General features: G+C 68.5%; 19 protein-coding genes and 1 pseudogene. 9 read left to right on the top strand and 11 right to left on the bottom strand.

Features of this window, described 5'->3' with window-relative positions:
• Window positions 1-2 precede the first annotated feature (2 nt).
• The 7 genes from coxB to A9977_RS34630 all read left to right on the top strand — a co-directional run bounded on the left by coxB (window position 3) and on the right by A9977_RS34630 (window position 7883).
• Window positions 3-689, top strand: a complete 687-nt coding sequence (gene coxB, locus A9977_RS16000; RefSeq protein ID WP_220811820.1) for a cytochrome c oxidase subunit II — start codon at window positions 3-5, stop codon at window positions 687-689.
• A complete protein-coding gene (gene ctaD / locus A9977_RS15995; protein ID WP_183025843.1) occupies window positions 686-3238 on the top strand; it encodes a cytochrome c oxidase subunit I in 2553 nt (850 codons plus the stop codon). The genes coxB and ctaD overlap by 4 nt, the downstream gene beginning before the upstream one ends.
• A gap of 13 nt (window positions 3239-3251) precedes the next feature.
• Window positions 3252-3617 (top strand): hypothetical protein, encoded by a 366-nt coding sequence (locus tag A9977_RS15990; RefSeq protein WP_183025842.1) that lies wholly within the window; start codon window positions 3252-3254, stop codon window positions 3615-3617.
• On the top strand, window positions 3608-4459 hold the full coding sequence (locus tag A9977_RS15985; RefSeq protein WP_183025841.1) for a cytochrome c oxidase assembly protein: 852 nt from the start codon (window positions 3608-3610) through the stop codon (window positions 4457-4459). Before A9977_RS15990 ends, A9977_RS15985 begins: the two co-directional genes overlap by 10 nt.
• Window positions 4460-4581: 122 nt before the next feature.
• The gene (locus tag A9977_RS15980; RefSeq protein ID WP_183025840.1) at window positions 4582-5604 is read left to right on the top strand and encodes a PDR/VanB family oxidoreductase; all 1023 of its coding nucleotides are present in this window, start codon (window positions 4582-4584) and stop codon (window positions 5602-5604) included.
• 49 nt (window positions 5605-5653) lie between these two features.
• A complete protein-coding gene (locus tag A9977_RS15975) occupies window positions 5654-6730 on the top strand; it encodes an acetamidase/formamidase family protein (RefSeq protein WP_183025839.1) in 1077 nt (358 codons plus the stop codon).
• Between the two features lie 166 nt (window positions 6731-6896).
• A complete protein-coding gene (locus tag A9977_RS34630; protein WP_183025838.1) occupies window positions 6897-7883 on the top strand; it encodes an AraC family transcriptional regulator in 987 nt (328 codons plus the stop codon).
• A gap of 75 nt (window positions 7884-7958) precedes the next feature.
• Here A9977_RS34630 and A9977_RS15965 read toward each other — a convergent pair.
• The 10 genes and pseudogenes from A9977_RS15965 to A9977_RS15920 form a co-directional block, all read right to left on the bottom strand.
• Window positions 7959-8594, bottom strand: a pseudogene (locus A9977_RS15965) (NADPH-dependent F420 reductase); the annotation flags it as partial.
• Between the two features lie 58 nt (window positions 8595-8652).
• Window positions 8653-10176 (bottom strand): ABC transporter substrate-binding protein, encoded by a 1524-nt coding sequence (locus tag A9977_RS15960; RefSeq protein WP_183025836.1) that lies wholly within the window; start codon window positions 10174-10176, stop codon window positions 8653-8655.
• A gap of 33 nt (window positions 10177-10209) precedes the next feature.
• On the bottom strand, window positions 10210-11022 hold the full coding sequence (locus A9977_RS15955) for a TauD/TfdA family dioxygenase (protein ID WP_183025835.1): 813 nt from the start codon (window positions 11020-11022) through the stop codon (window positions 10210-10212).
• Between the two features lie 103 nt (window positions 11023-11125).
• A complete protein-coding gene (locus A9977_RS15950) occupies window positions 11126-13003 on the bottom strand; it encodes an ABC transporter ATP-binding protein (protein ID WP_183025834.1) in 1878 nt (625 codons plus the stop codon).
• A gap of 24 nt (window positions 13004-13027) precedes the next feature.
• Window positions 13028-13909 carry an ABC transporter permease gene (locus tag A9977_RS15945; RefSeq protein WP_183025833.1) on the bottom strand — a complete coding sequence of 294 codons (882 nt, stop codon included), beginning with the start codon at window positions 13907-13909 and terminating at the stop codon, window positions 13028-13030.
• Window positions 13906-14982: an ABC transporter permease gene (locus A9977_RS15940; RefSeq protein ID WP_183025832.1), complete on the bottom strand. Its 1077-nt coding sequence runs from the start codon at window positions 14980-14982 to the stop codon at window positions 13906-13908. Before A9977_RS15940 ends, A9977_RS15945 begins: the two co-directional genes overlap by 4 nt.
• A 23-nt stretch (window positions 14983-15005) precedes the next feature.
• Window positions 15006-16238: an aromatic ring-hydroxylating dioxygenase subunit alpha gene (locus tag A9977_RS15935; RefSeq protein ID WP_183025831.1), complete on the bottom strand. Its 1233-nt coding sequence runs from the start codon at window positions 16236-16238 to the stop codon at window positions 15006-15008.
• A gap of 287 nt (window positions 16239-16525) precedes the next feature.
• A complete protein-coding gene (locus tag A9977_RS15930; protein WP_183025830.1) occupies window positions 16526-18052 on the bottom strand; it encodes an ABC transporter substrate-binding protein in 1527 nt (508 codons plus the stop codon).
• A 76-nt stretch (window positions 18053-18128) separates the two neighbouring features.
• The gene (locus tag A9977_RS15925; protein ID WP_183025829.1) at window positions 18129-18983 is read right to left on the bottom strand and encodes a TauD/TfdA family dioxygenase; all 855 of its coding nucleotides are present in this window, start codon (window positions 18981-18983) and stop codon (window positions 18129-18131) included.
• A gap of 167 nt (window positions 18984-19150) precedes the next feature.
• Window positions 19151-20278, bottom strand: coding sequence for a porin (locus tag A9977_RS15920; protein ID WP_183025828.1), 1128 nt, complete (start codon window positions 20276-20278; stop codon window positions 19151-19153).
• Window positions 20279-20312: 34 nt separating this feature from the next.
• Here A9977_RS15920 and A9977_RS15915 point away from each other — a divergent pair, with 34 nt between their 5' ends.
• Window positions 20313-20522 carry a hypothetical protein gene (locus tag A9977_RS15915; protein WP_183025827.1) on the top strand — a complete coding sequence of 70 codons (210 nt, stop codon included), beginning with the start codon at window positions 20313-20315 and terminating at the stop codon, window positions 20520-20522.
• Here A9977_RS15915 and mgrA read toward each other — a convergent pair.
• Window positions 20510-21553 (bottom strand): L-glyceraldehyde 3-phosphate reductase, encoded by a 1044-nt coding sequence (gene mgrA, locus A9977_RS15910; RefSeq protein ID WP_183025826.1) that lies wholly within the window; start codon window positions 21551-21553, stop codon window positions 20510-20512. The two genes, A9977_RS15915 and mgrA, sit on opposite strands and share 13 nt — an antisense overlap.
• Window positions 21554-21771: 218 nt before the next feature.
• Between mgrA and A9977_RS15905 the strand changes: the two genes are divergently transcribed.
• Window positions 21772-22308 carry a hypothetical protein gene (locus A9977_RS15905; RefSeq protein WP_183025825.1) on the top strand — a complete coding sequence of 179 codons (537 nt, stop codon included), beginning with the start codon at window positions 21772-21774 and terminating at the stop codon, window positions 22306-22308.
• Window positions 22309-22331: the final 23 nt, after the last annotated feature.

Below are 22331 nucleotides of genomic sequence, written 5' to 3'. Positions count from 1 at the left end.
GCGTGGGCGCTGTGCTGCTCGCCGGCTGCAAGGGCCCGCAATCGATGCTCGATCCGGCGGGGCCTTCGGCCGGCGCCATCGCCGCCGTGTGGTGGTGGATGTTCGCGGTCGCGCTCCTGGTGCTCGCCGGCGTCGTGGTCGCGTGGTTTTTGGCCATGCGCCCGCGCGCGGCCCTTGACGCCACGCGCGCACGGCGCGTGGAGCGCCGCTGGCTGGTCGGGGGTGGCCTGGTGCTGCCGACCGTCAGCGTGACGGCGCTATTGATCTTCGGTTCGCCCGCCGGCTTCCACCAGCTGCCCCTGCCCGGCGGCGCCGCAGCGCCCCTGCGCATCGAAGCCATCGGCCACCAGTGGTGGTGGGAGATCCGCTACCCCGACGGCGTCGTGCTGCGCGACGAATTGCGCCTACCCGCCGGTCGCCCGGTGGACATCCTGACGAAGAGCAGCGACGTCATCCACTCCTTCTGGGTTCCCGCGCTGGGCGGCAAGCTGGACGCGGTGCCGGGCCGCACCCTGACCGTGCGGCTCCAGGGCGACCGCGTCGGCAGCTACCGCGGCCAGTGCGCGGAGTTCTGCGGCACCGGCCATGCCCACATGACGATGATGGCGCACGTCGTACCTGCCGAAGCCTTCGACGCCTGGCTGCGCGCGCAATCCGGCACCGCCGCTGAAGAAGGAAAGGTGCCATGAGCACGTCGAGCGAGAACGCTGCGGGAACCTTGCCGCAGGCGCACGAGGCCCAGGCCCTGCACGAACGACTCGAGCGCATCTGGCGCAACCCGCGCGGATGGGGCGCGCTGGCGGCGGTCAACCACAGCACGATCGCGCTGCGCTTCCTGGTGACGGGCGGCGTCTTCTTCCTCATCGCCGGGGTGCTCGCCATGCTGTTGCGCGCACAGCTGGCCTTGCCCAACCACGCGTTCATGGGCGCGGAGGCCTACAACCAGGCCTTCACGATGCACGGGACGATGATGATGTTCCTGTTCGCCGTGCCGATCCTGCAGGGGCTGGCCGCGTACCTGCTGCCCAAGATGCTCGGCGCGCGCGACCTGGTGTTCCCCCGGCTCTCGGCCTTCGGCTACTGGTGCTACCTGTTCGGCGGCCTCATCTTCACCAGCAGCCTGCTGTTCGGCCTGGCGCCGAATGCCGGCTGGTTCATGTACACGCCGCTGTCGAGCAACGTCTACTCGCCCGGCATCCATGCCGACTTCTGGCTGCTCGGCATCACCTTCGTGGAGATCTCGACGATGGCCGCCGCCATCGAGATCGCGGTGTCGATCCTGCGCACGCGCGCGCCGGGCATGGCGCTGCACCAGATGCCGGTGTTCGCCTGGGCCATGCTCGTGACCTCGATGATGATCGTGCTGGGCTTTCCGCCTCTGATCCTCGGCTCGATGCTGCTCGAGCTCGAACGCGCCGCCGGCTGGGTCTTCTTCGATCCGACGCGCGGTGGTGACCCGCTGCTCTGGGCCCACCTCTTCTGGCTGTTCGGCCACCCCGAGGTCTACATCGTCTTCCTGCCCGCGGCCGGTGTCGTGTCGACCATCGTTCCGGTGTTCGCGCGCCGCTCGCTGGTGGGCTACCGCTGGGTGGTGGTGTCGCTCATCAGCATCGGCTTCATCAGCTTCGGCCTCTGGGTGCACCACATGTTCACGCTCGGCATCCCGGCCCTGGCGCAGGCCTTCTTCTCGGCCGCGAGCATGCTGGTGGGCATCCCCACGGGGGTGCAGCTGTTCGCCTGGATCGCCACCCTCTGGACCGGCCGCCCCGTGTGGCGCGCGCCCATGCTGTGGATCGGCGCCTTCCTCACGGTCTTCGTCGCCGGCGGGCTGACCGGCGTGATGCTCGCGCTGGTGCCCTTCAACTGGCAGGTGCACGACACCCATTTCGTGGTCGCGCATTTCCACTATGTGCTGGTCGGCGGGATGCTGTTCCCGCTGCTCGCGGGCATCTACTACTGGCTGCCGCATTTCAGCGGCCGCATGCCCTCGGAGCGGCTGTCGAAGATCGGCTTCTGGCTCACCTTCGTCGGCTTCAACGGCACCTTCCTCGTCATGCACTGGACCGGGCTGCTGGGCATGCCGAGGCGTGTCTACACCTACGACACCGGGCTGGGCTGGGACCTGCCCAACCTGGTCTCGTCGGTCTTCAGTTTCCTGATGGCGTTCGGCATCGCCACGGTGCTGCTCGACATCGCGCTGCACTTCCGCTTCGGGCGCAAGGCGCCGGCCAACCCCTGGGAGGCGGACACGCTGGAATGGGCGACCCGCCTGCCACCGGCGTCCTACAACTTCGCCAGCCAGCCGGCCATCGCCACGCGGCATCCGCTGTGGGACGACGCGTCCCTGCCGCACAGCATTGCGCAAGGCAGTCATGCCCTGGCCGAGCCCGGGCATGCGCGGCGCGAGACGCTGGGCACCGACCCGGTCAGCGGTCAGGCGCGCGAGGTGATCCTGCTGCCCACCAACTCCTGGCTGCCGCTCGCCGCCGGCCTGCTGCTGTCGGTGCTGTGCGTGCTGCTGCTGACCAAGATGTACCTCCCGGCGCTGGCGGTGAGCGGCATCGCTGCCATCGTCCTGCTGCGCTGGTCGTGGGTCAACGGCGCGCATCCGAGTGTGGTGGGCAGCGGAGACGATGCGCGGCATGCACGGCCCGCCGGCCTGAAGCTCCATCCCTTCACTTTCGACGGCCCCGGGCTGTGGGGCATGGGGCTCACGATGATGGCCGACGGCGCGCTCTACGGCTCGCTGGTCTTCGGCTGGTTCTTCCTGTGGACGGTGGCGCCGCAATGGCAGCCGCCCGCCGTGTCGCCCCTGGGGGTCTGGGTGCTGCCCACCACGGTGCTGATGCTCGGGCTGGGCCGATGGCTGTTCCGGCGTGTGCAGCTTCGGCTGCGTGCCGGCCTGGATCGCCAGCTCGCCCCGCTGCTCTGGAGCGCCGCGCTCTGCGGCCTGCTCGCGAGTGCACTGCTCGCGGGGCTGCTCGCCACGGCGCCGCTGGCCCCAACGCGCAGCGCACACGACGCCATGATCGCGTTCGCCTTGTGCTTCCTGCTTTTCCATGCCGGCCTGGCGACGGTGCTCGCCGCGCTGCAGGCAACGCGTGTGCAGCGCGGCCATGTCGGCGCACACGCGCCCTACGAGCCGGGCGTGGTCGCCGTCTTCTGGTCCTTCACCCTCGGTGCCGCCGGCGTGGGGTGGGTGGCCTTCGCCTTCGTCCCGCTGGCCTTTGCACGCTGAGCTCGCCTCGACGATGCGCATGCTTTCCGCGACCCACCCCTTGCAACTGCTGGCAGGCCTGAGCGTCTGGGCGCTGTGGTTCGTGGCGGTGTACGGCGGCCTGTCGGTGGCGTGCAGCACTGCGCCCGCGGACGCGACGGCGCAGCGCGGGGTGTTCAGCGGCATCAACCTCCTGCTGGCCGGGGTGACGCTGGCGACCGCGGGTGGCCTGGCCTGGGCCGCGTTCGCCTGCGCACGCACGGCCTCGCGCATCGACAGCGCGGCCGAAGGCGGCCTCGCGCCTTTCATCGCCCGCTGCGCTTCGGCCCTGTATGGCGTCGCCGCCGTCTCGACGCTGTTCGTGGGCTTCCCGCTGCTGCTGCTCTGGCCATGCATCTGAGCCGGCTCGTCGCCATCGCGCTGGCGGTGCTGTTGGGCGCGCCGACCGCGCATGCCCACGGTTCCGTCTTCTCCGGCGACACCGCGCACGCCCCCATCTGGCTGTCGCAGGCCGTCTTCGTCGTGGCCTGGTTCGCCTATCCCTTCGGAGCGGCCCGGAAACGCCCCAGCTTCGGCCGACGGCTGGCCTTCCACGGTGCCATGCTGGTGGCCGGGCTGGCGCTGTTCGGGCCCTTCGACGACTGGGCCGAATCCAGCAGCGCGCTCCACATGGTGCAGCACATGCTGCTGATGGTGGTCGTGGCACCGCTGCTGGTGGTGGCGCGCCCGCTGCCCCAGTGGCGGGCCCTGCTCGGCCCTCCGTCGGATGTCGTCTGGCGCCCTCTTCTTCGGCTGGGCCGTCATCCGGGCACCTGCGCCCTGCTGCACGCCGCGGCCATCTGGATCTGGCACGCCCCCGGGCCCTACATGGCCGCGGTGATCCACACGGGCCTGCATGTGCTCGAGCACCTGTCCTTCCTGCTCACCGGCTGGCTCTTCTGGTGGTCGGTGTTGCAGGCCGGCCGCAGCGGCGCACCGGCCGCCGCGATGGCGCTGCTCTTCACCGCCACCCACACCGGCATGCTGGGCGCCCTGCTCACCTTCGCGAGCACGCCTTTGTACTGGCGCGAATCGCGCGAGCTGTGGGATCAGCAGATGGCCGGCCTGGTGATGTGGGTGCCGGGTGGCTTCGTCTACCTCGGCGTGGCGGCCTGGGCCGGGTTGCGGTGGCTGGAGCGCGGCTCGGCCGAGCAAGCCGGGTGCGCGCGACCCACCGGGCGGCCGCGCCCACCCCACGCCTAGCGCCGGCCGTTGCCGCAGAGCCCGGCAACAAGCACCCGTGCACCCACGCGCAAGACACCCTGAAGCGGCGTCCCTAGGATCACCTCACCGTGATCCCAGTGACCTTCCAGACCCTTCAACGCATGACTTCCGCGCCCCTCGCACCGTGCTCGACGGCCCTTGCGTTCCCCGTCGATCCGAGCGCCTGGTTCGCGTTGCAGGTCGTGGCCAGGCGCCACGAAACGCGTGACATCGTCGTGTTCGACCTGGCGCGCGCCGACGGCGCCATGCTGCCGCCCTTCACCGCCGGCGCGCACCTCGAAGTGAAGATCGCCGGGCTGATCCGGCACTACTCGCTGTGCGGCGCGCCGGCCGATGGTGCGCACTACCGGATCGCGGTGCAGCGGGAAGTCGGCGGCCGCGGCGGCTCGGTGCAGCTGTGCGATACCGCCGGCACCGGCAACACGCTGCAGGTGCGCGGCCCCTTCAATCATTTCGCCCTGCACGCGCCCATCGAACAGCCGCCGCTGCTGCTGGCCGGCGGCATCGGCGTGACGCCGGTGCTGAGCATGGCGCTGGCACTGACGGCGGCTGGCACCGATTTCGAGCTGCATTTCAGTGGGCGTTCGCTCGAACACATGGCCTTCCTGCCGCTGCTGCGCTCGGGCCTGTTCGGCCACCGCGTGCACCTCTATGCCGACGACGGCAAGGGCGTGGCGCCACTGGACCTGCCGACCCTGCTGGGCCGCGGGCGGCCCGGGCGCCATCTCTACGTCTGCGGGCCCGGCGGGATGATCGATGCGGCCGAGCGCATCGCGCGCGAACTGGGCTGGGCCGGCGACCACATCCACTTCGAGCGCTTCGGCGCGCCCGCGCAGGCACCGGTCGAGGGCGGCTGCGAAGCCTTCGAGGTCGAGATCGCGTCGACCGGCCGCCGCATCCCCGTCGCGGCCGACCAGAGCGTGGCGCAGGCCCTGGCCGCGGCCGGCGTGCCGATCCCGATGTCCTGCGAGGTCGGCGTGTGCGGCAGTTGCCGAACGCGTGTGCTGGCGGGCGTCCCCGAGCACCGCGACCTGCTGCTGAGCGCCGAGGAACAGGCGGCCAACACCGAGTTCACGCCTTGCTGCTCGCGCTCGAAGACACCCCTGCTCGTGCTCGACCTCTGAGCGCGATCGCCCTCCCCCTTTTTCCTCCACCACCGCCAAGAGCACCCCGATGGCCCTGATCTGCGAACACAACCAACGCCGCACCTCCGTCGAACCCGGCGCGCTGCACATCCTGCGTGCCACGCCCCAGAACGTGCACTGGGGCTATTTCGATCCGGCAAAGGCGCCCTCGCTGAAGGTCCGGAGCGGCGATCTGGTGCATGCCGAGGCCATCACGCACCATGCCGGCGATGCGCCGGAGTTGATGATGGACGACGCGGTCTGGAAGATCTTCAAGGAGATCCCCGAGGAGGACCGCAACCCCGGCGTGCACATCATGACCGGCCCGATCCATGTCGAAGGCGCCAAACCGGGCGACATGCTGGAGGTGCGCTACCACCGCATGACGCCGCGCAACAACTACGGCTCCAACCTGGCGGCCAATTGGGGCTATCTCTACAAGGAGTTCGAGGAGAAGGAGCGCGTGACGATCTACGAGCTGGACCCGAACTCGAACAACGCCCGCGCGATGTACGCCTACGACTTTCCCGGCAAGTACCTGGTGCCCGGCACGGTCACCGAATGCCCAGTGTGCGACCGGCAGGAAGCGCTCAAGGGCGTGCGGGTGCCGGTGCGCCCCCACCTGGGCACGGCCGGCGTGGCGCCCAACGTGCATGGCCGGCTGAGCACCATCCCGCCCGGCCTGCACGGCGGCAACATCGACAACTGGCGCATCGGCGCGGGCGCGACCATGTACTACCCGGTGCAGGTCGACGGCGCGCTGTTCTCCATCGGCGACCCCCACGTGTCGCAGGGCGACGGCGAGATCAGCGGCACCGCCATCGAGAGCTCGCTCAACGTGACGATGCAGATCATCCTGCGCAAGGACTTCTTCTTCCCCTCGCCGCTGCTCGAGACCGAGGACTGCTTCATCGTCCATGGCTTCGACCCGGACCTCAACGTGGCGACGCGCAACGCCGCGCTCGACATGCTCAGGCTGCTCAACGAGCACCACGGCCTGTCGCGCAACGACAGCTATTCGCTGATGAGCGTGGCAGCCGACTTCGGCGTGACCCAGGTGGTCGACGCGACCCAGGGCGCGCACGTGCGCATCCCGCGCAACATCTTCCCGCCCAAGGGCTTCTGAGCCCGCCGCGCTGCGCTCGCCCACCGCCCACCCGCCGGAAAACGCACGGCGACTTGACGATCAGCGCCGCGCCACCCCGGCTGGCCGGAAACTTGCTCAGGACCTTGACGCAAGTCGAAGAACGGCGGCATCCGCACCGTTCAGAACCAGCCACCGGAGGTCCACCGTGAATGCATGGAATGTTTCCACCCATACCTACACGCAGGGCGAACGCTCGCGCATCTGGCAGCAGGCGCTGACCCGCCTGCACCTGCCCGCCGTCGACCAGCTCGGCACCCATTCGGCCTTCCATGGCGACGTGGCCAGCCTGGTGTCGCCGCAGGGCATCGAGTTCGCGCGCATGAGCGCCTCGCCCCAGACCATCTCGGGCCGCTCGGCCGACCAGCCCTTCTCGGTCTGGCTGTCGATCCTGATGGAAGGCCGCTTCGCCTTCGGCGGCAGCCAGGGCGAGCCGGTCATCGACCTGATGCCCGGCGACATCATCTACGGCCCCACCGGGGTCGATTCCACGCTCACGCTCAAGAGCGACTTCCGCATGCTCTACGTGAAGATCCCGCAGTTGATGCTGCACCCGCGGCTGGTCAACCTGGGCTCGCTGCGCACCGGCACCTTGTCGGGGCACAAGGCCATCAACCGCATCTTCGCGGGCATGCTGACCTCGGTGGCCGACAACATGGAGGCGCTCGACGCCGCCGAGCTGCGCCCGATCGAGCTGGCGCTGACCGAATTCGTGGTGGTGAGCCTGGCCGGCAGCACCGCGCTGCAGACCTTCGGCAGCGCGGCGCGGCTGGTGCACTACCAGCGCATCTGCCAGTCGATCGAGAACCAGCTGGGCGACCCCGAGCTCACGGTCGGCAAGATCGCCGCCGAGCAGCATGCCTCGCTGCGCTATGTGCAGAAGCTGTTCGAAGCCGCGGGCCACAGCTTCGGCCACTACCTGCGCCAGCGCCGGCTCGAGCGCTGCCGCTCCGACCTGCAGAGCACGCTGCACCGCCACCTGTCGATCTCCGACATCTGCTTCCGCTGGGGCTTCAGCGACCCGGCCCACTTCAGCCGCAGCTTCCGCGCCGAATTCGGCACCACGCCGCGGGCCTACCGTCAGGCGCAGCTGGGCCTCACCGACAGCGAGAGCGCGGAGGCGCAAGGCGACTGACGCGGCGGCCCGACGACAAAAACCCGGCGGCTGCCGGGTCGATTCGCAGGGCTTCACGCCCGTTCTCGCCTGTGCTCAGCGCTTGAGCCAGGCCGGCGCGATCTGCGTGCCCAGACCGGCGCCGTAGCCGAAGTAGATGTTCAGGCCCGCCACCGGCTCGAGGTAGCGCGCATTCTTCAGGCCGCCGGCATCGACCGCGTCGAAGCCGATGCTCTCGATCAGCGCCTGGACCGTGTCCTTGGCCTTCGCCTCGTCGCCGGCGAAGAACACGCTGCCCTTGGCATCGCCGAAGCCCGCGCCCTGGTGCATGACCTGCGCGAACAGGGTGTTGAAGGCCTTCACCACATGCGCGGTCGGCACGAGCTTGGCGATCTCCTCGGCGGCTGAGCTGCTGAAGCCCACGGTCAGGCCCATGTAGTCGGCCGTCAGCGGGTTCGAGACGTCGACGATGACCTTGCCCTTGAGGTCGCCCAGCGCCGCGAGCGCGGCCGGCGCCTGGTCGTAGGGCACGGCCAGCACCAGGACCTCGACGTTCTTCGCGGCCTGGTCGAGCGGCAGCGCCTGGGCGCCCAGCGATTCGGCCACGGCCTGGGCCTTGTCGAGCGAGCGGCCGGTCAGCGTCACCTGGTGGCCGGCCTTGACGAATTGCTTGGCGAGGCCGGAGCCGACGTTGCCGTAACCGACGATGGTGAGTGTCATGGTGTTGTCCTTGGAAAAAGAGGATGCGCGTGGAAAGTGCCGCGCGGATGCGGCGAGGAAAAAAGACGGCTCAAACCCAGCTGTAGGGAATCAGGATGCCGCTGCGGTAGGGCTTGAAGCCCAGCGACTTCTTCGCGACGATGGTGCTCAGGCCCAGGAACAGCGGGATCGAGTAGCCCTGCGCCACCTGCCACATGTCGAAGGCCTTGAAGCCCTCGATGCGCTTGGCGTAGTCGGGCTCGCCCATCAGCGGATAGAGCCTGGGCGGGATGTCCTCGCCCTTCCAGATCGAGAAGCTCATCTTCGGGTCGAGCATGTAGCCCGAATAGGTGCCCGGGTCGCCCGCGGCCGGGTTGAAGGGCTTGAGCACCGGGCCGTCGAACTTGCCGGTGCGCTGGTATTCGTAGAGCGCCGGGCTGTCGAGCACCTGCAGGTTGACCTCGATGCCCACCTTCTGCCACATCTGGGCGATCACGCGCGCGGTGTCGAAGTCGCTCGCGAACACGCCCTTGCTGGTGTAGAAGTTCAGCTTGGCCGGATTTGCCGCGCTGTAGCCCGAAGCGGCGAGCAGCGCCTTGGCCTTCTCGGGATCGAAAGCGATCCTGAAGTCCGGCACATAGGCCGGGAAACCCGGGCCGGCCGGCATCGAGACCGCGGTCGCATGGCCGCCGAACAGGGCCTTCGAGATCGCCGCCTTGTCGATCGCATGGTGACAGGCCAGGCGCACGTTCCTGTCGGTGAGGATGCCCTTGTTGGCCATCTGCAGGAAGACCACGCCGGTGGTCGAGTCCAGGTGCGGCGACAGGCCCGGCAGCGCGCCCAGGCGCTCGGCCTCGCGCACCGGGATGTTCAGCGTCAGGTCGGCCTGGCCGGCCTGCATCGCGGCGGCGCGCGCGGTCGGGTCCTTGGTCACCTGGAACACCAGCCGCTTCACCTTGGCCGGCCCACGCCAGTAGCCCTCGTAGGCCTCGAGCACGATGCGCTGGTCGCGCTGGTACTCGACCAGCCGGTACGGGCCCGAACCGACGGGCTTGGCCTCGAAGCCGTCCTTGCCGACCTTCTCGTAGTAGGCCTTGGGCAGGATGTAGGCCGGGATGTCGGCGAACATCACCGGCGCGATCGCCATCGGCGTGCTGAACTTCACCACCGCCTTCAGCGGGGTCGGCGTGTCGATCGCCTCGATGGCCGACCACACGCCCGCCAGCAGCGAGGCCTTCTGCGCGCGCGGCCGGTCGAGGAAGGAGAACTTGAAATCGGCCGAGCTGAGCCGGTCGCCGTTGTGGAAAGTCACGCCGTCGCGGAAGTTCAGCTCCAGCAGCGTGCAGTCCTTGTTGAGCCACTTGAAGTCCGACACCACGCTGGGCGCGAACTGGAGGTCGGGCGCGAGCTCGAGCGGCTGGTCGTAGACGCACTTGATGACGGCCGACTGCGTGGGGTTGAGCGACACCGGGTCCCAGCTCAGGATGTCCATCGGGAACGCGACGGTCACGGTGCGCGCGTCCTGCGCGAAGGCACCGGTGCCGAAGGGGGTGGCCATCGTCGCGCCGAACAGCGCGAGCGGCAGCTTGGTGACGAAATCTCTGCGGTGGGTCATGGGAAGAAGCGCTCCGGGGAAGGGAAAGTCGGTTCAGAAGGGCTTGTCGCCCTGGATGGTCACCCGGTGGCCCGAGCGGGTCTGGGGGTAGTAGTCCCACACCGCGTGGTGCTCGACGCATCGGTTGTCCCAGAACGCGACCGAATGCGGCTGCCAGCGGAAGCGCACCTGGAAGTTCGGGTTCTGGCAGTGCGCGAAAAGAAAACGCAGGATCGCGTCGCTCTCGGGCTTGTCGACGCCCACGATGTGGGTCGTGTACTGCGCGTCGGCGAACAGGCATTTGCGCTTCGTGACCGGGTGCGTGCGCACGATGGGCTGGGCGGTGGCCGGGAAGCGCTTGCTCGGGTCGCTGGTGTACTTGCGGTAGATGTGCTCGGCGTCGTGCACGGCCGTCAGGCCTTCGAGGTAGGCCTTCATGCGATCGGACAGCGCCTCGTAGGCCGCGTACTGGCTCGAGAACAGCGTGTCGCCGCCGACGGGCGGCACGATGTGCAGGTGCAGGATGCTGCCCATCGGCGGCGCCTCGTTGCAGCTCAGGTCGGAGTGCCAGCTCTCGCCGGCCACCGACTTGGAGTTCGCGTCGCCATGGATCGGCACCACGTAGGGATAGCCTTCCACGCCGAAGCCACCGGTGTGCAGCACCAGGTCGCCGTAGTGGCGCGCGAAGCGCTGGTGCGATTCGAAGTCCAGCTGCTGGTCGCGGAAGAACACCACCTGGTGCGCCATCAGCGCTTCGTGGATCTCGTGCACCTGCTGCGGATGCAGCGGTTGCGTGAGGTCGACGCCGCCGATCTCGGCGCCGATGGTGAGCGTCATGGGCGCCACCTGGATCGTCTCGTATTGCATGAACAAATCACTCCTGAAGGACTTCATTCTTGGGCGGCAGCACCCGATTCCTCTTGCATCGCCGCGCATGGCGACTTGAGGGAAAGCAGCGCCGGCCCGGGCCTCACACCGGCCAGCGCTGGCCGAGGTCGCGCGGCGGCACGGCCGCCAGCAGGCTGCGGGTGTAGTCGTGCTGCGGGTCGGCCAGCACGCGCTCGGTTTCCCCGCTCTCGACCACCACGCCCTGGTGCATCACCAGCACGCGGCTGCAGAGGTAGCGCACCACCGCCAGGTCGTGCGAGATCAGGAGCAGCGAGATCTTGTGTTCGCGCCGGATGCGCAGCAGCAGGTTGAGGATCTGCGCCTGCACCGACACGTCGAGCCCCGAGACGATCTCGTCGGCCACCAGCAGCTGCGGCAGGTCGCACAGCGCGCGGCCGATGTTCACGCGCTGCCGCTGGCCGCCCGACATCTGCGAAGGAAAGCGCGTCAGCATGTCGGGCGCGAGGCCGACGTCGCCCACCAGTTCGCGCGCGCGCGCCTCGCGGTCGCTGTGCAGGTTGGGCCGGCTCTCCATCGACTGCGTGACCAGGCTCTGCACCCGGCGCCGCGGGTTGAGGGCCGAACGCGCGTCCTGGAAGATCATCTGGATCGAGGCGATGCGGCGTTCCCAATCTTCCGCCTTGGCGACCAGCGCGCGGCCGTTGAGCAGGATGGTGCCTTCGCTCGCGCTCTCCAGCCCCATCACGAGGCGGGCCAGGCTGGACTTTCCGCTCCCGCTCTCGCCCACGATGCCGACGAACTCGCCGGGGGCGATGCTCAGGTGCACGTCCTTCACCGCGTGCACCGCCGTGTCGCGCCGCAGCCAGCCGCCGCTCGGCCGGTAGGTCTTCGACAGGCCCTGCACCTGCAGGAAGGGCGAATCGCTCATGCGCGGCGCCTGGAAGATGGTTGCGTCGCTGGCGTCCGCGGCCAGCAGCGGCTCGGGCGCGGCCGCGCCGTGCACGCAGCGCACATGGTGGCCGGGCAGCACCTCGCGCATCGGCGGCACGCCGGTGGCGCAGGCCTCGGTCGCGACCGCGCAGCGCGGCTGGAAGCGGCAGCCTCTCAACGACGGGAAGTCGCTGATGCCCGGCATCTGGCCCGGCAGCGAGAACAGCAGCCGGCGCGGGCCGGTGAGGTGCGGGTTGGCGCGCTGCAGCGCCTGCGTGTAGGGGTGCAGCGAGCGCGTGAAGATCCGCTTGGCCGGGCCGCGCTCGGCCATCTCGCCCGCGTAGAGCACCACCAGTTCGTCGCACACGTGCGCGGCCAGGCCCAGGTCGTGCGTCACGAAGACCACGCCGGTGCCGCGCCGCGCCTGCAGCCCGCGGATCAGCGTGACGATGTGCGCCTGCGTGCTCGCGTCGAGCGCGGTGGTGGCCTCATCGGACACCACCAGCTGCGGGTCGCCGGCGAAGGCCATCGCGATCATCACGCGCTGGCACATGCCGCCCGAGAGCTGGAAGGCGTACTTGTCGAGCACCTGCGCGGGCTGGTGGATGCGCACCTCGGCCAGCATCGCGGTCGCGCGCTCGCGCCACTCGTCCTTGGCGACGCCCAGGCGCAGCAGGTGTTCCTGCAACTGCTGGCCGATGGTGAGCACCGGGTTCAACGCGGTCATCGGCTCCTGCGGGATGAAAGCGATGCGCGATCCGAGCAGGCGGCGATGGTCCTCGGCCGGCATGCCGAGCAGGTCGTTTTCGCCGAATCGCAGCGTGCCCGCGTCGACCGAGAAACCGTCGGGCAGGTGGCGCGCGAGCACGCGGCCGATCATGCTCTTGCCGGCGCCCGACTCGCCCACCAGCCCCAGCGTGGCGCCGGCGCGCAGGGCAAAGCTCAGGTCGCGCAGCACCTGCAGGCGCTCGGGCCGGCCCGGCGCGGACACGGTCAGGCCACGGGCCTCGAGCAGTACGTCGCCGGCAGGTCGGGGCAAAGGGGGCGGCACCGCGGTCTCGAGGGGCATGGCATGGGCAGGAAGGCTCATCGCTCAGCTCCCCGAACGGTTGAACAGGCGCGGATCGGTGGTGCGGCGCAGGCCGTCGCCGAGGCAGGTGGTGGCGAGCACGGTCAGCACCGTGCACAGCACCGGCGCGATCAGGCCCCAGGGCGAACTGAACACGCTCTTGAGGCCGTCGGCGATCATCACGCCCCAGGTCGGCACGTTGGGTTCGACCGACATGCCGACGAAGGACAGGATGCTCTCGGCCACCACCGAGATGCCCATCTCCAGGCTGATCAGCGAGATCAGCGTGGGCAGGATGCCGGGCACGATGTCCTTCATCACCACCTGCCAGTGCGAGGCGCCGGTGATGCGCGCGGCCGCCACATAGTCCTTGCGGCGCAGCACCACCACGTCGGCGCGGATCACGCGGCAGAAGCGTGTCCAGTCGACCAGGATGATCGCGACGATCACGTTGAGGAGCCCCGGCGAGAGCGCCACCATCAGCACCAGCGCCAGCACGATCGCGGGGAAGGACATCCACAGGTCGACCATGCGCAGGATTGCCCACTCGATGCGTCCGCCGCGGTAACCCGCGACCAGCGCCAGCGTGCAGCCCAGCAGCGCGGCGCCCAAGGGTGCGGTGAGCGCGATGATCACCGTGACGCGGGTGCTGTAGATCAGCCGCGACAGCACGCACTGGCCCAGCGCGTCGGTGCCCAGCGGAAAGGCCCGGTCGCCACCCGGTGCCCAGGCCGGCGGCAGCAAGGTGCTGAGCAGGTCCTGCTCGTTGGGGCCGTGCGGCGCGAGCCAGGGCGCGAAGACCGCCAGCGCGACCAGCAGCAGCAACAGGCCAGCGCCGATCACGACGCGGGGTTCGCCGAGGACGCGCCGCAGCGGCGCCGGCGCGGAGAGGGACAAGGTGCTCATGGCGTGCGCAGTCGGGGGTTGAGCAGCAGCAGGACCGCGTCGGTGACCATGTTCACCGCCTGCACGGCGACGGCATAGGTCAGCGCCAGGCCCTGGATCATCGGCAGGTCGTGGCCGCCGATGGCGTTGACCATCAGGCTGCCGATGCCGGGAAAGCCGAAGATGGTCTCGATCAGCAGCGTGCCGCCGATCACCGTGCTGGCCTGGATGCCCAGCATGCTGACCGTCGGCAGCGCCGCGTTCTTCAGCGCGTGCCGCACCAGGATGCGGTTCTCGCTCAGGCCGCGCAGGCGGGCCGCGGCCACGTAGTCCTCGGTGTAGGCCTCGAGCAGGCTCGAGTGCAGGATGCGCATCAGCGGCGGCGCGATGCCCAGCGACAGCGCGATCGAGGGCAAGGCCAGGTGCTTCATCGCGCTCCACAGCGCCGCGAAGTCGCCCGCCACCAGCGCGTCGACCAGCAGGAAGCCGGTCACCGGCTGCACTCTGAGGCCGGCATCGAGCTGGCCGAGGAAAGGCAGCCACTGCAGGCCGATGCCCACGCCCAGGATCAGCAGGATGGCCCAGAGGAATTCCGGCACCGAGATCGAGATGCTGTTGACCACCTCCACCGCGCGCTCGATGCGCGTGCCGCGGTAGCGAAAGGCCAGCAGCCCGCCGCCGATGCCGAAGACCATGCCCAGCAGCAGGCCGCAGGCGATGAGCTGCAGCGTGGTGGGCAGCGCCTTGAGGATCAGCGGCGTGACCGCCAGCCCCGACTGCATGGTGCGGCCCAGGTCGCCGTGCAGCGCGTGGCCCAGCCAGATGCCGAACTGCACCGGGATCGGCTTGTCCAGGCCGAGTGCCGCGGTCAGCGCCTGCACGTCGGCGGGCGTCGCGCTGGGTGGCAGCAGCATGCCCATCGGGTCGGCCGGCAGCACGCGCAGCACGAAGAACACCAGCGCCGCGAGGAACAGCAGCATCGGGATGCGCCAGAGGATGCGCCACAGGGTCGGCAAGGCGCCGACGGTGCGACCGGCAATGGCCCCCAGACGGCCGGCCGTCGCCGGGCGGGAAAGCGCGGAGGAAGTGGACATGGCGGCGCGTTCCGTGGTGGCGCTCAGCAGCCGTGCGCCGACGCCGTTTCGGCAGCGGGCTGGATGGGAATGTGCACGCCCTTCTTCCCGTTGGCCTTCCAGGCCGACTGGTAGCGCGGCACCAGCCAGTTGTTGAACTCGCGTTGCGCCTGCTCCTGCCACGAATAGCGGCCGCGGGTCGCGAAGCGCGAGCGCAGTCCGACCTGCACCAGTTCGTCGACGTGCAGGTCCTGCGCGATGATCTCGTTGGCCGCGTGCATGTTCATCGCCATGCGCTGCTGGAACAGCGGGTCCTGCATGGCGCCGGGCGCGAACAGCAGGCCGGTGTCCATCTCGTGCGTCTCGGGGCCGTCGGCGCGCAGGATCATGTAGATCACCATGTCGCTCATCATCACCAGCGACAGCGTGGGCGGGATGTTGGCGAACATCATGCGGTTGCGCTCCTCGAGCGTGAGCTTCGGGAACACCGGCAGGATGGCTTTCTGCGTGGCGTTAAAGCTCGCGTCCTGGTGCAGCGTGCCGTTGAAGCGGTAGTAGCCGGCGGTGGTCTCGGGCAGGTCCGGGAAGCTCGCCATCGCGCTGGGCACGAAGTCGTGCAGCGGGCCGTGGTGCAGCCGGTTGGCGTGGTAACCGTCGTTGTTGTTCTCGAACATGACCTTCCAGTTCCAGGCGAAGTGCGCCGGTTTGTCGGGCCGCGGGCCGTCGAGGCTGGCCAGGTCGAAGTTCGCCAGCGCCTCGGTCACTTCCGCGAGGCGCGGCGCCAGTGCTTCGGCCGCCGGGTCGAAATTCACGAACACGAAGCCCTGCCAGACCTCGACCTGGAGCGTCGGCAGGCAGAAGGCCTTCTTGTCGAAGCCCGCGGTCTGCTCCATGGCGGGCGCGCCGATCAGTTCGCCGTCGAGCGAGTAGGCCCAGTGGTGGTACGGGCACAGGAAGGCCTTGGCGTTGCCATGGCCCTCGGCCACCAGCATCGCGCGGTGCTGGCAGACCGAGGACATGGCCTTGATCTCGCCCAGCCGGTTGCGCGCGATCACCAGCGGCTCGCCGATGATCTTCGTCGTGAAATAGTCGCCGGCCTTCGCCACCCACGATTCGCGGCCCACGCACAGCCATTCGTGATTGAAGACCGCTTCCTTTTCGAATTCGTAGAAATTCCGGTCGGTATAGCAAACCGGCGGCAATGCCTGCGCTTTTTGAACGGACAGGACCGAGCTGTCGAGTGCCTCGAAGAATTGGTCCGTGGGGTGAAAAGTCATTGCTGCGCTTTCAGGATGAATTCTTTTGGCGGAAATCCAATTTCCGAAAAGAATGGCTTTTGGATGCAATGATCTTAGGAGCCGCCCTCCGCCGGGTCTTGGCGTCAGGCGCACGGGCAATGGCCTGGGTGCGCACCATCTTGGGCCGTGGACGATCGAAGGCAGCAGGCGGCGGAACATGACATCCGGGCCTTAGCGAGAACCGCGCCATCGCTCGCAGGCGGACATGAAAAAGCCGCGGACCGCCAATTCGGCGCCGCGGCTTTTGAGGGAATCTCGCCCGGTCTTCAGGCCTGCCAGTAATACGGCAGGATCCAGCCGTTCTTGAAGGGCTTGTAGGCCGCCTCGGCCTTGGCATAGGCGACCGTCGACACGCCCTGCACCAGCGGCAGCGAATAGCCCTGATCCACCGCCCAGATGTGGAATTTCCGGTAGCCCTCGATGCGCTTGGCGTCGTCGAGCTCGACCAGCAACGGATCGAGCTGGGCCGAGACATCGGCGCTGCGCCAGACCGAGAAGCTCTTCTTCGGATCGAGGTAGTAGCCGGCGGAGAGTTCCGGGTCGCCGGTGGCGTTGGTCCAGAACCAGAGCGTCGGGCCCTCGAGCTTGCCGGCCTGCACCTTGGGGTAGTACTGCGCCGTCTCGATCACCTCCAGCGCCGCCTCGATGCCAACCTTCTTCCACATCTGCACGATGGCCCGCGCGATCTCGAAGTCGTTCGGGTAGATGCCGTTGGTGGCGAAGAAGCGGAACTGCACCGGCTTCTGCGGCCCGTAGCCCGCCGCCTGGAGCAGCGCCTGCGCCCGCGCCGGATCGAAGGCGAAGCGGTGGTCGGGCGCATAGGCCGGCGTGCCCGGCGCGGCCGCGGTCGACAGCGGCGCGGCGATGCCGTTGAAGAAGGCCTTGGAGATCGCCTGCTTGTCGATCGCGTGGTGCATCGCGAGCCGCACGTTGCGGTCGACCAGCGGGCCGCTGTTGACCATCTGGACCAGGTAGGTGTCGACGGTCGGCGTGAGGCTGTTGGCCAGGCCCTTGCTCTGGCCCAGGCGAAGCGCCTCGCGCATCGGCAGCGCCACCGCCACCTGCACCTGGCCCGACTGCACGGCCGAGACGCGCGTGGTCGGGTCCTTCACGACCTGGAACACCAGTCGCTTGATCTTCGCCGGCCCGCGCCAGTACTTGTCGAAGGCCTCGAGCGTGATGCTCGCGTCGCGCTGGTGGTCGACCAGCCGGTACGGGCCCGAGCCGACGGGCTTGGCGAGAAAGCCGTCGAGCCCGACCTTTTCGAAATAGGCCTTGGGCAGGATGAAGGCCGCGCTGTAGCCAAGGAACTGCGGCGCCGTGACCATCGGCCTGGCGAAGCGCACCACCGCCCGCGTGGGTGTCGGCGTGTCGATGGCGGCGATGCCGCTCCAGATGAAGCTCAGCTGCAGCCCCTTCTCGGCGCGCAGCCGATCGAAGAAGGTGAACTTGAAATCCGCCGACGTCAGCTTGTCGCCGTTGTGGAAGTACACGTCGTCGCGCAGGTCCAGCTGCAGCACCAGGCCGTCCTTGTCGAGCCATTCCCAGGCCGTGACCACACCGGGCTGCAGCTTCGAATCGGCCGTGTACTCCAGCGGCTGGTCGAACACGCACTTGAACAGCGCGGTGGGGTTGGGCGCGGCGCTGCGGCTCGGGTCCCAGCTCGGCACGTCGATCGGATAGGCGATGCGCACCTGCTCGGCCGCGGCGCTGGCGTCGAGACCCCACTGCGCGAGCAGCAGGCCGGCGAGGCCGGTGGAAACGGACTGCGTGAATTGGCGGCGATGGATCATGGCGGTTCCTCGGCGGAAAAAGAAAAACCTCCGGCGCAGCAGGCGCAACAGCGCGGCGGAGGTGGCATGCAGCGGATCAATAGGGCTTGTCGCCCTTGACCCAGAGCCGGTGGGCCTCGCGGATGTACTTCTTGTCGTCGAACAGCGAGCCGGTGTGCAGCGAGCAGCGGTTGTCCCAGACCAGCAGGTCGCCCACCTGCCACCGGTGGCGGTAGACGAACTCGGGCTGCGTCGCGTATTCGACCAGCGACTCGACCAGGTCCACTCCCTCGGGGTTGTCCATGCCCACCACGCCCTTCACCGTGCCGCTGCTGGGCCACAGCGCCTTGCGGCCGTTGGCCGGATGGGTGCGGATCAGCGGATGGATCACGTCGGGGTTCTCGGCCTTGAGCTGGGCCGAGAGCTCGCGCTTGGCGTACAGCCGCGTGGTCATCAGGTGCTCGTAGCTGTGGTGCACCTGCAGGCCGTCGAGCCCGGCCCGCTTTTCTTCGGGCAGCGCGTCGTAGGCGGCACACATGTCGGCCAGCAGCGTGTCGCCGCCCTCGGCCGGCACCTCGACCGCGTAGAGCATGGTGCACATAACCGGCTGTTCCTTGTAGGAATAGTCGGTGTGCCAGCCCACGCCGTCGCGGTGGCTGCCGATCGGCTTGCCGCCGACCTCGCGGTTGGAGAGCATGTAGATCTCGGGGAAGCCCGGCATCGTGTGCTCCTGGATGGTGTGGCCTTCGGGTTCGCCGAAGGCGCGCGCGAAGTTCACCAGCTGCGCGGGCGTGAGCGACTGGCCGCGCAGCAGCACCGCGCCGTGCAGGTTGAAGGTGTTCACCACCTCCTGCAGGGTGTCGGCGTCGCCGGCGGACACGTCGATGCCGAGCACCTCGGCGCCGTAGTTGTCCTTGAGTTTGCGGATGGAAAGGGTGTCGACGGTGGTCATGGGGTTCTTTCGGACGGAGCGGTCAAAGGGGATGCCATCGACATGGATTGCGCAGGGCCTGCTGCAAGTCACATGCCGACCGTGGTGGGGAAGCAGGCGGCGTTCGAAAGATGCACAGCCACCAGTAGCGCAGCGGCATGGACGGATTCATGGCCCCCGGCCCTCCTTCAGAACGAATGCACCAGCGCGACGCGGTAGGTCGTCTGCGTGTTGTCGCTCGAGGGCTGCATGTAGAAGGCGGCGCCCTGCGAGGCATTGACCGTCGGCGAACTGCGCAGGTACGACACCGAGGCGTAGAAGGTGGTGCGCTTGGAGAAGCTGTAGCGCACCGCCCCGGTGTACTGGTTCCACTTGTCGTCTTCCATGGTCACGTGCTGGTAGCCGCCGACCAGGGCCCACGGCCCGTCGAGGAAATACATGCCACCGATCTCGTAGACGTTCTGCGTGGTGCTGCTGGCGCCCTTGGTGAACCTGGTGGCCGTGGTGTTGGCCGCCAGCAGGAACTTCTCGAACCTGTAGCTCGCGCCGATGCCCGCCACCTCCTGCTTGTCGACGGTGAAGCCGGCGCCGGTGACCGGGTAGAGGTCGACCACGGCGTTGGGCCCCGGTCCCCGCGCCGCCGACGGCAGGCCCATGAAGGAATACACGCCGGTCTGGGCGAAGGGGAAGACCGTGGTGTCGTTGATGCGCACGTAGGCCGCGCCGATGGTCAGGGCGCCGTTCCTGTAGCCGCTGCCCAGGCTAAACTGGCTCTTCTTCTTGACGGCGTCGAGCTGCTCGCCGAAGGCGTACATGGCGCCGAAGGTGAAGCCGCCGAAGCTCGGGCTCAGGTACTTCACCGAGTTGTCCATCTGCTTGCCGGAGATGCGGTCGTAGTCGCCCTGGTGGCCCGCGTAGACGCTGGCGAAGCCGCCGTAGTTGAACTGGGTCAGGTACTCGCGCACGAAGTCGTACTGGCGGCCCGCGGTCACGGTGCCCAGCGCGGCGCTCTCGAGGCCAACCCAGGCCTGCCGGCCGAAGCCACGGCCGCCCTGAGCCAGCGTGCCGTTCTTGAGGTTGAAGCCCATTTCCAGGTTGAACAGCGCACGCAGGCCGCCACCCAGGTCCTCCGCGCCGCGAAATCCGAGCCGATTGCCGTAATTGGCACCGTCGGCGAACCGGTATTCGCTGAAGCCGCGTTCATTGTCGATGTAGGTCAGGCCGGCATCGATGATCCCGTAGATGGTGACCGAACTCTGGGCCTGCGCGGAAAAGGAGATGGCAGCGACAGCACCCAAAAGACAACGCTTGATCATTTCAATACCTTCAGTGTTCCGAGATGAAAGAACCATGCGTTTTCAACGTGGGAAAAACGCAGCCCCGGCAGGCTTTCGGAATTTGTTCCGTTCATTCGCCTTGCCGGTGCTTTCAGGTTATTTCAGGGCACCGCGCTCCTTCTTGTTCCAATACGTTCAAGAACTTGCAAATCGCCGCATCGGCTTCTTTTGGCCTTTTTCCGTTCATTTGCAATCAAGTCCGGGTGTCGCTCAGATCCGCTGATCGGTCGACGGCTTTTCCCAGAGGTTCACACCGCCGTCGATCAGGTGGCGGTCGATCTCGGCCAATTCCGCCTGCGTGAAGTCCAGGCGCTCGAGCGCCTTCACGTTCTCGCGGATCTGGCGGGCGCTGCTCGCGCCGATGAGCACCGAGGTCATGCGCGGGTCCCGCAGGATCCAGGCCACCGCCATCTGCGCCAGCGTCTGGCCACGGCCCCGGGCCAGTTCGTCCAGCATGCGAACGGCCGCGAGGTTGCGTTCGCTCAGGTGCGAGGCCGGCAGCGAATCGCCGCCCGGCTGGTTGATGCGCGCATCGACCGGGATGCCGTTCAGGTACTTGTCCGTGAGCAGGCCCTGTGCCAGCGGCGTGAAGGCGATGCAGCCCGCACCCAGGGTTTCGAGGGTGCCGGTGAGCTCCGGCTCGATCCAGCGGTTGAGCATGTTGTAGGCCGGCTGGTGGATCAGCAGCGGCACCTGGTGCGCGGCCAGCAGCGCCGCGAACTCGCGCGTCTTGCCGGCCGAGTACGAGGAGATGCCCACGTACAGTGCCTTGCCCTGCCGCACCGCGCTCGCATAGGCGGCGGCCGTCTCCTCGAGCGGCGTGTCGGCATCGAAACGGTGCGAATAGAAGATGTCGACGCAGTCCAGGCCCATCCGGCCGAGCGACTGATCCAGGCTCGCGAGGATGTGCTTGCGCGAGCCGCCGCCGCGCCCATAGGGACCGGGCCACATGCTCCAGCCGGCCTTGGTGGAGATCACCAGCTCGTCGCGGTGCGTCTTGAAATCCTCCTTCAGGTGGCGACCGAAGTTGCTTTCCGCGCTGCCGAAGGGCGGCCCGTAGTTGTTGGCCAGGTCGAAGTGCGTGATGCCGAGGTCGAAGGCGGTGCGCAGCATGTCGCGCTGACGCTCGAAGGGCGTGCTGTCGCCGAAGTTGTGCCACAGGCCCAGCGACAGCACGGGCAGTTTGAGCCCGCTGCGGCCGGTGTGGCGGTAGTGCATCTGTTGGTAGCGCTCGGCGGCGGCGATGTAGGTCATGGCGTGGCTTTTCTCCGGGGACAGGGATGGGGGCCGTGGGTGTGGCCTGCGGAGAAAGGCTAAGCGGATCGACCCGGCGCTTCTTGTCCCAGCGCGCCCGGACTCTGGCCCGCGCGGCAGACGCCGGGCCTCAGGCATGCACGCCAGCCGCCTTCGCCACAGACTGCGCGCGAAAGCGCCAGAATGCGGAAGGCATCTGCCTGCCTCGGGCGACGAACATGATCGAACTTCTCAGGGCTGCGACCGTCTGGCCCGCGCTGGCGGGCGTGGCCGTCGGCTTCCTCGCCTTCCGCAAGAGCGAGCGCACGGTCCAGGTCGCCGCAGTGAGCGCCGAACGCACGAGCTGGCGCCACGAACTGCGCGCACTCGCCGCGGAGATCGCCGGGTTCCAGCTGTTTCCGGCCCAGGCCTCGATGCCCGGACGGATCTGGCAGCTGCGCGCCCGGCTGGCGACCCTGCTCAACCCCAAGGACCCGCTCGACGTCGAGATCCTCGAGCACTTCGATCGCCTGTTCTTCGACGGCGCGCAGGACATGGACCTGTTCACCGAGCGCATCGCGCTGCTGCTCAAGCACGACTGGGAACGCGTGAAGGCCGACAGCCTGCCGCTGCACCTCGCCCTCTGGCGCGCCGTCTGGCGCACGCCGCCCGCATGGAAGAACGAGGACTACCGGCAGCCCGGCGACGCGCTGCTGCGTCCCGAAGGGCCCCAGGACCGCTGGCCGAATCCGCACGGAAACCCGAAGCGGCACTGACGCGCTTCGGGCCGCCGCCCTGC

This window comes from Variovorax sp. UMC13, assembly GCF_014170375.1.
In the GTDB taxonomy this organism is placed as follows: Bacteria; Pseudomonadota; Gammaproteobacteria; order Burkholderiales; family Burkholderiaceae_C; genus Variovorax.
This window is presented reverse-complemented; position numbering and strand designations above follow the sequence as displayed.